The sequence below is a fragment of the Nocardia sp. NPDC049526 genome, assembly GCF_044465765.1.
Lineage (GTDB): Bacteria > Actinomycetota > Actinomycetes > Mycobacteriales > Mycobacteriaceae > Nocardia.
Genome location: NZ_JBITMA010000004.1, coordinates 652,956 through 667,528 on the forward strand (window position 1 = coordinate 652,956; position 14,573 = coordinate 667,528).

The window sequence follows — 14,573 nt, forward strand, 5'->3', positions numbered from 1 at the left end:
GCGCGATACGTCCGGTCTCCGCGCGAACCGGGCAGGCGCAGCCGGAACTCGGTCTGCTTGCCGAAATCGAGCGTCAGCGGAGCACGACGCCAATTCTCCTCGGTCGGAGTGGGCGGGACCAGGGAGTCGCGCAGCCGACGCAGTACCTCGGCGGATCGCGGCGACGGCGCACCGCCACCGGCGGCCCCGGCTGTATCCGGTCCGGCGTTCGCACCGGCGTTCCACTTCAGACCGTCTTCTCGATGGTGGAACTCTTTGCCGACCCCGTCGCGTTCGGCATCGGAATCTCCGGGGGAGGCCGACGACGGGCGCGCATCATCAGGATTCCGCCCGAAGTCCCTATCCGACGGCAACAGCGGCAACTTCTGCTCGCCCCGCCCCTCGACAACCTGACCGTCCTCGTCGACGATCGCCGCCCACACCCCGATCGGTTCCGGACGGCCTTCGATCCGCTGCTCCTCGACCCACTCCTCGAAGTCTGTCTCCACCCCACCCGCGCGGACCACGACAACCCGACCACCACCCTTGTGCACCAAAAACACCGCGTGTCCCATGTCGGTGTCGTCGTACACCTCGAACAGCACCGCCGCGGCCTTCTCACCACGACCGGCCAGCTCACCAACAACTGCGGCCCGACCGGCAAACCCAGCCGGCCTATACCCCAACGCGGCAGCGATCCGACCACCGGAGACACCCTCCAGCCCCACCGAACCCAACTCGGACCAATTCACCAACCCGGGACCGTGCAGCTCATCCAACGCCTCGAACGCCACCGGAACACAGTCATTCACATGACCGACATCACCGTGCGGCATCGAACGGATCGGTGCAATGCCGGAATACGCCGACACAGGGCCACCGGAATCGGGGCCGGGGAACGGCCCTCGATTGCCCCAGCCTCCTCCCGAATCATCGTCTCCCTCATCGAAATACAACGCCAGGTTGCCGCGGTCGGTGTCGGCGGTGACATCGAGTTGCCGGGAGCCGGGCGGCCCCGACAGCTCCATGGTCACTACGCCGGTGCCCCCGACGAGGCTGACCGTGGGGCGCGGGCCGATGCCGGACATCAGCCCGAGGACGGTGGTAAACGCACGGGTGACCTGACCTGGATGGGTCCAGCCGGTCATCAGTTCGGGCACCAGCTGTTGCGCCAGCAAGACCCGAGCGGGCTGTTCGCGGTGCACGTGTGCTCGCACCACCACCACGCCATCGGCGATCTCGACGTCCACCAGTTTGCGGCCGGCACCGTCGCGCACCTGGATACGGTGACCGGCACCGCGACGCTCCACCGGCCAGAGCTCCGCGCCATTGCGCGCCAAGGATTTTGCCAGCACCGCGGTGACTGCGGCCCGGCGGTCGGGGCCGAGATCCGGTACCTCGGCAAGCTGTTCGGCGATCCGGGTCGCCGAGGACTTCGGCTCCTGCACGGCGGGGTGTGCCCGCTCGTCGAGCTGTCGCGCATGTGCTTCGCAATCACGTAACCGTTCGACAGCCCGGACGATCGGGTCCAGCGCCAGGAACCGTTCACACAGTGCGACCGTCCGGTCTGCGAACAGGAATCGCCTCGGATCATCCGGCGGCAACGGGGACTGCTGTTGCCGCTGTGCCTGGCCCAACAGGTTGTATGCCTGGTCCGCGGTTACCTGCCCCGGTTTGATATCCAGGAATTCCGCCAGTTCGGCCCGAACCTTGTTCCGTTCCCGAATCAGCTCGACCATCAATGTGGTGCCAGGTCGCGCCTGCATCGGATCGTATGACAGCTCGAAGGCGAACAGATCACAGGTTGCCCGCTGACGATCGGCTTCCACATAGGCGTCGATTGCAGCGTCCAGTAGATCGACCTGCGCCTCTCGGCGGTGATACCGATCGATCGAGGCAACCAACGCCCGGGTCCGCGGATCTGTCGCTCGCCGCAACAATTCCAGCTCACCGGAAACCGGCCCCAGTTCGGCCAATTCCTCATCGGTGAACTCGATCAGTTCTGCACGCGCTTGCTGTCGGTACTGCAGGGCCGCGCGCCGCTCCCGGTCCAGTTCGGTGAGCCGATCCTTCACCTCCAGCTCGGTCCGCGACTCGACGGCGGTGTCCGCCTCGACGGCGAGGTCCAGATCGTCCTCGAATTCTTCGGCCAATACCCGGTCGAACACGGCGGCATCGACCGATGCGGTCCCGCGGGCCTGCGACCACGCCCGCTGGTAGAAGTCGGCGTAGGTGCCACCGTCCAGGCGTGGCCCGACACGATGAAGCAACGGTCGCACGGCGGCGACACCTGCCTGCCATGCGAGTCGAAGTTCAGCCTCTGCCGGGATTCGACCGTGCCCGACTCCGTCGAGAACATGGCGGTATGCCGCGGTGTAGACCAATTCGATGGCATCGGGCGGCTCGGTGTCGTAGCCCGCCTCCCGCAGTTGCCGCATCGCCTCGGCACGCGTGGCCTGCGTTTCTGCTTCCTCTGCGAGCCGGGCCCGCAGGTACTTCGCACCATCCGGGTCTTGCGCATGATCCGGGTTCGCCAGATCGCGAGCAGGGTTGCTGTCGGCGTTCAGCTCGTGCCAGACATCCATGGCGCCTGCGAACATAGCGGCGGCAAGTTCGGCATCGGATTTGCCGGCGTCGAGCACCAAAACTTTTCGGGACGGATACAACCGGTCGTCGGCATGCGCTTCCAACTGCACGTGAATACCGTTGTCTCGCAGCAACGTATCCGCCCACGCACCGTTCTCGATATCGAGCAGCATGTGCCGAGCCCGGCGCCTGCGACGTGCCGACGCCTGTTCGGCCAAATCCAGCCAGGAAACTTCGGGGAGGCGGGGCCGGGGTCGGGCTTCCGGATCCTCGAGACGGCCCGTTCGCACCGTTGCGTTCCAGTCGCCGGCGGCGGACAGATACTCACAGTCGAGGCCTTCCAGACCCGGCAAGTCCGGATGGCCTGCGATCGCGGCGGCACGAAGTCGAACATGGTCCCCGTCGCCGGCCACGACGACCAGACGCGGTCGGCTACCGCCGATTACCGCAACGTGAGCGGTCAGCATCGTGCCGGGCTCACGATGGAGCATCGCGGTCAGTACGTCGCGCGTGATCGCCGAATCCGCCTCGGCACGACGATCGGCCGCATCCTGAGCCGCGGCTGCCCGCCATGCGATCAAATCACGAAGCAGCAGAGCGGCATGTTCCCGGCGACGACTATCGGCCCTCGACAGCGGGTCGAGCGCAGTTGTGCGCTGACGTTCGAGTTCCCGCTCGAGCGCGCGGTCCACCATGGCGAGATCCCGATCGGCAGCAGTTCTCGCCAGCACCGACCGCCGGATTTCCGTCGCCTTCTCCGGTGTGGTCGGCGTGTACACATTCGGTTTCCGAGCCTCGGCACGGGCACCGAGCCATTCCCGCCGGGCCTGCCGGACATAGTTTCTCGGTTTGCCGTCCTTGCCGGGTGAGCCGAAGAACTTTTCCAAGGCGCGAACACCGGCTCGATACCCGGCAGTGGCCAGTTCGGAAACGGTTGAATCCGTTCGAACCTGCCGGGCATCGGCGACAGCCGCCCCGTATGCCTCGGCGAAGACGGTGAACTCCTCCGCATCGTCGGGCACCTCATAGCCGCGGGAGTGTAATGCCATGGCCACCAACGCTTCTTCGGCAAATGCCCTGGCTTCATAGCGCAGTACCGCGTGGACGTACTCACCACGCAACATCGTGGCGGCGTCCGCCCAGGGGCTGGCTTCGAAGTCCAGCGCATGCCGATTCTCGTGAATCAGACCGAGTGTTTGGGCGACGAGATCCACACCCAGCGTCTCGATGGTGTTGGTCAGCGCCCCTGGGACAAAGGCAGCATGACCATTCGCCGACCATCTCGACACATGCTGAACTTTGACGATTCGCGACAACTGCGCCAGCCACTGCGGCCCGGCCTCGGCCACCACCGCCAACACCTGATCGCCGATCACGTCCTGAGACAAACCGACCGCGAACTCGAGATCGGCAGCATTCGCGTGTGCCCCAGGCAGGTCCAGCGAATTCCCGAGGCGATCGAACCCGACCGCCCACACCCCCTTCAAATCCACCAACCCCGCACCCATCACATCCTCGAACCGACCGAACACCCCCTTACCCGGATCCTCGATGTAAATTTCACCGTTGCGCACCACCAATCGGAACGCATGCCCCGCCACACCGTGCTCATCGGCCTCGTCGAAACCGTCGAACACCAACACTGACGCACCCTCGCGCTGATCCTCGGGCAACGCCAGCAACGCGTCCACAACACCCCGATGCGGACGAACCGGATCAATCGCAAACCGCCGAACATGCGTCGGATCCGCCCCCGCAATACGCACAATGTCCTTCACCACCATGCCCCCCAGACCGAGCTCCTCCGCACTCGGAATCAGTTCCGGGTCAACCCAATCCAGTAACTCCAACACCAGCCGCCCACACTGGTTGCCGATGTGGCCGGCCTCCCGCGCACCGGTCGAATCCTCCGGTGCGGCATGAGCACCCACACCATCATCGATCGGAACCGGCGGCAGCTCCGCTGGCTGTGTCACCGACCAGAGTTGGGCCTCCTTGTGCCCCAAGGCCTTTCCGAGTACTGCAGCGACGCCGCGTAGATCTGTGAGCCGAACGGCGGCGGGGGCGGTCTCGGCATCGGAATCCGGTTCGATCCCCTTGGCGTCGGTCCACACCCGTTCGTAGATCTCGGCGTAGGTTCCGCCTGCCACCCGAGGTCCGACGCGTTCCAGCAATGGCCGCACTGCTGCAACGCCGGCCTGCCAAGCAAGTCCGATGTCGGCCGCCGATGAACGACCGGGCTCCACTCCGTCGAGAACCTGCTGATAAGCCGCCGTATAGGTCAGTTCCAGCAGATCGGGAGGCGCTACATCCGGCGATTCACTGTCGGGACTGTCGCGCCACCGCTCCCGCAATTGCCGCAGCGCTTCCGCGTGGCCGGCCTGCGCCTCGGCTTCCTCCGCGAGTCGGCGCGCCACCCACTCGTCCGGGTCGTCGGAGGTCATCAATTCCCGCACCGTGGTCTGGCTGCGATCCTGTTGCTGCTGGACGTGGAAAGCACCCGCGACCATGGCGGCGGCCAGTTCGGCATCGGAGCCACCGGCATCGAGCATCAGGATTCCGGGTCCCGGATACAACCGATCATCGGAATATGCATCCAAGAGCACATGAATACCGTTGTCGATCAACAACTTATCGGCCCATCGACCGATCTCGGTCGACCGCAACAACTGCCGCGCCCGACTGATGCGTGTGGCAGAAGCTTGCTCGGCCGAATCCAGCCACTGCACCTCGGGCAGGTGTGGTTCCGGCTGGTGTTCCGGATTCTCGATCCGGTCCACCGTCACCATTCCATTCGAGTTGCTGTCGGCGGACAGGTACTCGAAGTCCAGATCGGCCAATTCGGGATGGGTGTCGATGACGGCATCCCGCAGCCGCGCATGATCGCCCGTACCGGTCACTACCACCAGGCGAGGCCGGTCACCATCGATCACCGCAACGTGATCGGTGAACGACCTCCCGGACTCACGCTCCACCAAAGCGTGCAATACATCACGCGCAACCAGCGCATCGACTTCGCCTTGGCGAGCAATCGCATCTCGTGCCGCCGCCGACCACGCTGCCTCCACGTCGCGACGCTGTAGCGCGGCATGTTCGCGGCGACGGGTTTCGGCAGGTGAACCCGGCCCGGATGAGAGGGAGCGCTGCCGCTCGATTTCCCGCTCGAGGACGCGATCCATCAGGGCCAGATCCCGCTCGGCAATGGTTCGCGCCAACGCGGACCGCCGGATTTCGGCTGCACTCTCCTGCGAGGACAGTGAGTGCAGGGTCACCTGTCCGGCGGATTTCCGGGCCTCCATCCAATCGCGGCGGGCGCTCAGCACGTAGGCCCCCTGCTTGAAGAGCCTTTTACTCGACGCCATGGACGCTTCGAACTCGTCCGGGGATGCGACGAATTCGGCGAATCGGTCCGGGCGCACGACATAGGCATCGAACTTTTCGGGTGAGGCGAGATACACCTCCAGAGCACGAACACCGGCTCGGTAGCCGAGGGACGCCTGCTGCGACTCGGTGAGATCCGCATGAGTTTTCAGTGCCGCCTCGACAGCCGCGCGGTGTGCCTCGGCGTAGATGACGCGGTGGCGATCGTGCATGTTGTCGAGGACGTAACCGCGGGTCCGCAATGCGATGGAGAACAGTGCCTCACGAGCGAAAGCCCTTGCCTCGCGGCGCAATACCGCGCGGATGTACTGGTTGAGCGGCATGGTGCGCGGGTCCGCCCGAGGGCTGTCGATGAAGTCCGCGGCATGCTCGTTCTCGTGGACCAGGACCTTCCCCCGGGTCAGGAGATCCACTCCCGATACCGGGAAGAGATGCGCCAGCTCGGCGGATTCGAAGTTCCCGATCGCGCCCGGCGTCAGTGTGGACACATGCCGAACCTCAACGGCCGGTAGCAACCGCGCCAGCCACTCCGGCCCGGCCTCGGCCACCACCGCCAACACCTGATCGCCGATCACATCTTGAGACCAACCCACCCGGAACTCGAGATCGGCAGCATCGGCCTGCGTCCCAGGCAGATCCAACGGATTGCCCGCACGATCGAACCCGACCGCCCACACCCCCTTCAGATCCGCCAACGCCCCCGCACCCATCACATCCTCGAACCGGCCGAACAGCCCCTTACCCGGATCCTCGATATGAATTTCACCGTTGCGCACCACCAACCGGAACGCATGCCCGGCCACACCATGCTCATCGGCCTTGTCGAAACCGTCGAACACCAACACCGACGCACCCTCACGCACCGACTCGGGCAAACCCAGCAACGCATCCACAACACCCCGATGCGGACGAACCGGATCAACCTCGAACCGCCGAACACGCGTCGGATCCGCCCCCGCAATACGCACAATGTCCTTCACCACCATGCCCCCCAGACCGAGCTCCTCCGCACTCGGAATCAGTTCCGGGTCAACCCAATCCAGTAACTCCAACACCAGCCGCCCACACTGGTTCGCAACATGCCCCGCCTCCCGCGCGCCCGTCGAACCCTCCGGCTCAACGTGGCCAACCACACCATCATCAACGGGAACCGCCTGCCGGGCCGCGGCGCTCATCGGCTTCGGCGACGGGACCGGATCGGCCATCGGAACCCGCTGGGGCGCAACCGTCTCCCCGACCGGTCGATCCGACTCGACCCAATCAGACCGATGTAGCTCGAACCAGACCCGTTTTTGCCAGCCCTCCTCGTGGTACCGCAGCAGATCGACACCCGACCGCATCCATGGCCCGTCGGCCGCTTCGACCCGGCCCGGCACGGGAGGGAGATCGACCTCGGTATCAAAAATGGTCTTCTCGTCGAAGACGGTGACCCGCAACAGATCACCGGTCGTCTCCACCGCGACTTGCACATTGCCGGAGGTATGCACCAGTGCGTTGTCCAGCAGGGTGCCGAGTATGCCCGCGGCGTGCTCGATCTTCACCTCGGACCAGCCGGGTAGCTGGTGTGCCAACCAGGACACCGCCGCTGCCTTCGCCTGCGGATCGGCCTCGGTGTCCCGGGCGCGCACAACATGCCGCACGCGTCGCGTCGATCCATCCGTCGTGAATACGGTCGCGGCGGGCTCCGACGCCGTCTGGTTCGAGGCCGGCGATGTTTCGCCGGCCTCGAACCACACGGCGCCCGATGCTGTCATCCACGCAGTCAGCCGTTCCCGCAGATCACGCACTATCACGGCGACCCGATCCGGCTCCGCGCCGAGATCGACGTCGCGAAGCTCGACCGTCGCGACGCCATCCACCCGCTTCATCACCACGGTGACCCGGCCGGGTTTGCCGCGAACCGGGTCGAGCTTCAACACCACTTCGATGCCGTCGCCGGAGGACTCCATCCCGACGAGGTCCACGGAGAAGCCGACGGCGTAGCCGACGAGCAACCGTGCGATATCGCGGCCACGGCCCGCGAGGACCTCGTCGAACGTCAACGCGCCGAACTCGTTCCGCCACAACAAACCCGGCGGGGTGAAGTCCTCGGGATCGAAGTCGACCGTATCGAGATCGATTCCTGCCTCGGCCAGATCGAACAACAGGGTTGCGGCGTTCTTCGGGTCGGCGCTCACGTTGGCGAACAGCCCGCCGCCCAATGGTTCGAGCTTGGTGAGCCGGCCCTCGACGAACCATGCGGTCCCGACGCCCGCGATGCCCGGTCCGTTTCCGTTCTCCAAGTAGTTGACATACGCGTCGTAGTGCAACAATTCGCCGCTGTAGTAGTCCTGCGGTCTCGACCCGAGGATCAGCGGATCACCGGACTGGTCGGCAGTGCTGTGAGGATCCCTGTCCGGCCCGAGGAACACCGTGCCACGCCGACCGTCGGGAAATTCCCAGTCGCGGACAACCTGAAGCCGGAACACCGCCGCGCCCGACCGGGGCTCGGTCGCGGAATAAGCGGGAAGCATGGTGTCGTACTCGGGCACAGCAGCGCCGATTCCGTCTTGCCCGAGGGCCCGCACCACCTGACCGCCGTCGAGCGGATTCACCCGAGCATCGGTCAGCGGGTCTGTGCCGCCGTGCGGCGTTTCGGTTCCGTCGGCGGATTCGCGGTTCAAATGCTTCATCAGCAGCGCAAAGAGCACTCGCTGCCCATCGGTGGGCTTCGGTGGCAGCCCATCGATCGGCTTTCCCGACTTGAGTACGACCGCGGCGACCGACTCTGCAAGAGCCGCTTTCTCGTTCAGGTGCAGATCTCGATGGGGTGAGTAATGATTGTCGCGGTAGCTAGCATGGCGGCTGGAATTGCTGAACTGCCCCCGAAGCCACTCCTCGAAGTACTTGTCATAACCATAGAGCCTTTTGGCTCTTCCATGGTGCCATTGGGCGAGCAACGCCGGGAACACATCATCCAAAACCGCGCTACCGGCTTCGGCTACCATGACCAATGCGAAGCGGTACCCGGCCTCGTCGAACGCGTCGTGGACACCGTATCTGAATCCATTGACATAATCTGTCGGGTATTCATCGCGAAGATACGCGTCGTTGATGAATATCTCATTCACACTGTCGACGGCGTTCTCATCCGGCGTGGCCTTCACCGAAATATCCATCCGTCGAGTACCCACCGCGCGGATTTCGATCTCAGGAAAAACATCCCACATGGCTTGGAGGCCCTTGAGGAAGGATCGGAATTTACCCCGGTCGATACCCGAGATATCGGCCCCGATCACTGATATGCCGCGCTCAGCCTCAAACGCCGCCGCGATATCCGGCACAGTGTCATATTCGTTGCCCCACCGGCTCCGTGCGTACCGGTCGACCTCCGGCGTGGCAACATCGAGGAGATCCAGTGACTCCGGGTCGATGCGCAGCTGCGCGAACAGCAGCCGGTACAGCGTTCGCGCCGCGTCCGAGGCGTTGTCCCATCCGTTGACCTCCACGTCGGCTACCGCCGCACAAGCGGCCCGTCGCACATCGAAACGTTTCGACAAGCCAAGTCGTCCGAGGCGCATCAGGCTTCGGGGCTTGATGACAGACTCGCCGAGCTGGCCGCGCACCCACTCCTCGAACGCGGCCTCGTCATCGACTCCCCGCTCAGGCCGAGACCTGACGAAGTGGTCGAAGAGGTACTGGAAGCCACGCTCCCGCACCACGGCGACACCAGTGACGTAACGGAATCCGAAACGGCCCTTCACCACGGCGACACCAGCGTCGACGAGCACGCCACCGATCGCGCCGACAACCGCCGCATAGAGTTGTCGGCCAGCGGGCTCATCCGGTGTGCCGAGCAGCCGAGGGTCGACGGTTATCGACTCCAGGAAAACCCGGCCGTGATCGTCGCGATCCGCCGCGATGTCGATACCTTTGTCGCCGGCGACTTTGCCGACCGTGATGACGGCTCCATTCCGCACGACGAACTGTCGATGCCTGGTAAGCATGTGGTTCAAGCCACCAGCCACATTCCGGGACGCTTCAGGATCGCTGAAGTCGACCAGGTCCACCTGCCAGGTCCGCCGCGACCATGCAGCGACCTCGACAGCCGTACCGCTGTGCAAAACCGCCTCGTCGAGCCAGTCATGGGAATCGTCCAGCACAACTGCCGTGGCGTCGGCCGAACGGTCGGATTCAGGATCGGCCGCAACCCGGTTGATGTTGTATTCGAACCACACCGTCTTGCCCCGTCGATGCAGATCGACACCCCATTCATTGGCGGTGTCATCCACCGTGACGATGCCCCGGCTTGGAGTCCGCGCTGGGTCCAGCATCGGCAGACGATGGCTGCTGTCGGTGACCTCGACCCGCACGACGCCCCGATCGGACATTGTCGCGGTCACCCACGCATCCGAATCGGTGTGCTGGAACACGTTGTCGACCAACGCCCTGAACGCCAACTCCGGGAACAAGGTCTGGCTTCGCCCGCCTCCCGCGAGCCGGGCGATGGCGTGGCGGACCTCGGCGATCAATTGTCGCTGATCTCGGCTGATCCGCACGCCCGTCGTCAGATCCAGCGGCACGTCCGCACCGGAGGCGTCGGTGGGGGGAACAACCCACGGCGTGGACCTGTACACGTCTTTGGTCTGCAGTAGGACGAAGCTGACTTCCCTACCCGGCGGCGTCCGGCGCAACGCGAAGCCCCATGATGCCGCCGACCGGTTCACGTCCGGGACCCAGGAATCTTGTGGCCCCGGCAGATCCGGCGTCGGCAGCGCGCGGCCCTCGGCCCTGACGGTGCAGTGCAACGCGGCGAATTTGACCCACATGGTTACTCGCGCGCTACTGCTGTGACGAAACGCATCGTCCAGCAACGCAGAGATCAACCGAACGGCCGAGGACCAGCGGGGCGCATTCGGCCAATGCCCTGGCAGGAGACTCCTGATGTCCACCTGGCCCAGCTCCCAGTCCTCACGGGCGATAGTTACCGCACCCGAGGCTTCGCTGTCCTGCGGCCCTGGCGGGTCTTCGCTTTCGGTTTCGTCAGTGGAATTGCTGTGTGAACCACCCGCCCCAGCATCATCCGATCGACCCGAAACAGGCTGCCCACCATCGGGATTCCGCCCGAAAACCCGATCCGACGGCAACAACGAACCCGGATCACCGACTTCCTCGACAACCTCCCCACCCTCATCAACAACCACCGCCCATACCTCGGCCGGTTCCGGACGCCGCTCACCCCACTCATCACGCCGATCGACCCACTCATCGAAACCCGTCTCCACCTCACCCTCACGAACCACAACCCGGCCACCACCCTTGTGCACCAGCAACACCGCATGCCCCATACCGGTGTCGCCATACACCTCGAACAACACTGCAGCCGCACCCACACCACGCCCAGCCAACTCACCAACCACCGCAGCACGACCGTCGAAACCCCGCGGCCGATGATCCAACGCACGCGCAATCCGGCCACCCGACACACCCGCCGAACCGACCTCACCCAACTCGGCCCAATCCACCAACCCGGGCCCGTGCAGCGCCTCCAGCCCCCGAAACGCCACCGGCACACAATCATTCACATGCCCCGGCTCACCGTGCAGCGTCGAAGCACCCCACCCACCCACTGAATCGACCGACGACGTCCGATGACCGATCACATCCAGCGACAAAGCGAAAGCGGTGAGTTCCGGGACGGTGCCGCCGACCCCGTCGAATACACCGTCGGCACCGGAGGCATCGCCGCGCAGTCCGCGCCCGGAAACGAATGCCCGGTGGTCCGGTGACAGATGCGAATCGACTGCGCGGAAGACGTCGGGAGTACCGGCCCGTTCCGCCATGGGCCTGCCGCCACCCATCGTGCCCCGGGCCCGTCGCGACGGCCGGTAGCCGAGCCGGTCGATGGCAGCCGTGACCGCGGGCGAGTCGATGCTGCCGTGATAGGCGAGCAGAGCGGTACTGGTGGATACCCCGGCGAGGTTCGCCACGTCGGCTATCGTGACGGGCCGTACCGTGTCCAGGATCGTGTACTTGTCGCGATCCTCACCGGGAAGCAGCTCGGCGACAAGCACTTCCGCCAGTTTGACAACGGCACGGGCCCGCAGCCGGGCAGCCGCGTTCGTGGTCTTGCCGAGCGCGGCGGCGACTTCTCCCGATGACAAACCATCGGCGAATCGCAGTTCCAGGTAACGCTTCTCGTCGTCGGTGAACCGCTCCGGGTCGAGATCGCGGACGAACTCCTCGAGCTCAGTCGCGGCGTAACGCTGGGCCGCCTCGATCCGCTCGGTTGCCTCGGCCGGGGTAGGTGGCTTGAAGCCGGTGATCTCCTCGGCGAGGTGGCGGATTGCCGACTTGTACAGCTGAGCGAGACCCTGTTCGGTGCGCTCCAATTCGGCCAGCGCGACCACCATCTGCGCACGGGATTCCTCCCTGATGATCCGCGAACGGATACACATCTGCTCATCGGCCGGCAGTTGCCGTAGCGCACGCCGCAACGCCTTCCGATCGTCATGCCAGGTCAGCTTGACGAATTCCAACGCCCGGCCACCCACGGTGGAAACCGCACCATCGGTGAGTGCCGAAGCCACCTTCGGGACGAGCCGATCCTGTAATGCGCTCGCTATTGAATAATCCATCCCCATCTCATGGGCGATTTCAGGAATGGTGAGCGGACGATCGGACAGGAATCGCAGCCTGATGAACTCCCGATGGTGCGGCGGGAATGTCCGTACTGCGACCCACACCCTGTCGGGCGAGGTATTGCGGATCAAATCCAGATCGGGACCACCGCTGGCGGGTAGCTTCGGGCTTCCGGGCACCTGCGCCGGATCGAATTCCGTGGTGAGTAGTTCCGCGGCCCGCGCGACGGCGCGGCGCCGCAAACTGTCGACGGCCTTCGCGGTCATGTCGAGCGCCTCAGCCAATCCCTCGGCTGGGACAGGTGGCTCGTGCATGAATTCCAGTGCGAGACATTGCCATTGCTGTGGGGTGAACTCATTCCGATAGGGCAGCAGCGCATCGGCGTTGTCCGTCAAAGCGTCCGCAACGAGATCCACGGCTGCGGCATGGGGCAGCGGCTGCGTGACCAGCTCTGTCCGACTCGATTGCTCCGCTGAGACAGGGAGTTCCCGGGCCAGAGCAGCGATATCGGCGTGCAGCGCCTTGATGACGGCGGCCTTATGGCCCCTGTTCGCGTTGGCAATTTCCGTGATTGTTTGCCCATCGAACCAGCGAATGAATTGCTCTCTGCGCTTGGGAGGCAACTGCTCTACCAGTCGCCGGAACTCATCGAGATGATCAACACGCGCAGATTGCAGCACCCCGATCTCGGGCGCGAGGTCCCCGTCGGACAGGGCCAGGTCCACACCACCATTCGCAAGCAGTTGCGCGAGTGCGGGCCCACCCATGGGCCACATATCCACTTCCCGACTTGCGGCGAGTTCGAGTAGCAGCTTGCTCAGGATCTCCCGTACCTGGTTCCGTACCGCGTCCGATCCGGATCCCAGCACCTCAGCCGTGGCCCCGCGGGGCCTTTGCATGAGCAGTGACGTGAGCAATTGACGGCTCTTGTCGGGTAGCTTCGCCATCGCCGTCCAAAAGTCCTGATCACTTGCCTCGACCAGCACCTGCCGCTGCGCATCCGTCGCCTCGCGCTCGACGGCGCGCCGGAATTGTTTCCGCCGCACGAAATTATCCAGCACGTTCTCGGCAAGCGAGTTGATCCACCGGCCGGCATCCGCGCCCCGCCCGAGCTCGCCGATACGAGCCCCCGCCCTGCGGAACACCTCCTCGATCAACTGTGCCGCAACGCTCGGATTGCGTACCACGGCCATCCGCTGTGCCACCGCCGCCTCGTATTGCACACGCAGCCGATCGACGTATTGCGCACGCCACTGGTCGACCGTCACCCTCGAAGCCGCGTCACGCGATCGATCCGAAACAGGCTGCCCACCAACGGACAGTCTCCGGGTAACGTCGGTGACCACCTCGTCGGGAACATCCGCACGACGGAACACTTCACCTACGAGGTCGGCAGCGGCCTTCGGATCGCGGCGAGTGTCATCCTGGGCCGCACCCAGATTCCCGGCCGGGCCGCGTCCGGCCTGGACCTTCGCGCTCCTGAACTCATCGATGGCCTTACCCTCGGCATCGAGGCCCGCCACATGGATTTTCGCTGAGCCGATCCAGCCGGAGTTCACCCAGCGCTTCAGCCCCTCCCTGCCACCACGCAACAAACCGCCGGCAGCATTGTCGAAGACAACGACCTCACCGGGCACAACATCGTTTTTGCCACGCAGCTCGGGGGGCAAGGCGTTCAGCTTCTCGGCGAAAGCCTCATCGACTCGGGCCACTGCGAAGGCGTGGCCGAGTCCGTCATCCGCCGGGTCGATACCGCCGACCAGAACGCCACCGTGCTCGCCGACGTGCTTGACCATGGCGGCCAAACCATCTCGGCCCGTGCCGAAATGCTTTTTGCCCCAACCAATATTCATACCCTCGACAAGCTCGACCTTGCCGATACCCGCTAGCGCGATGACCTCGTCGTTCACATCCTTCGGGCGCATCAGCGCACCCACATCACGCGGTGCGGCATCACGAACGAACCACTGCACCAGCGGGCCACAGTTGAATGGGCCGACGCCGGT

Annotated in this window: 1 protein-coding gene (only partly in view); it reads right to left on the reverse strand. The window is 64.8% G+C overall.

All 14,573 nt of this window come from inside a single coding sequence — locus ACIBW7_RS16440, HpcH/HpaI aldolase/citrate lyase family protein, on the reverse strand. Of the gene's 126,159 coding nucleotides, 87,417 precede the window and 24,169 follow it; the stretch shown corresponds to coding positions 87,418-101,990 — codons 29,140 (complete) to 33,997 (partial); the first complete codon in reading order (the gene reads right to left) occupies positions 14,571-14,573. Both codon boundaries (start and stop) fall beyond the window edges.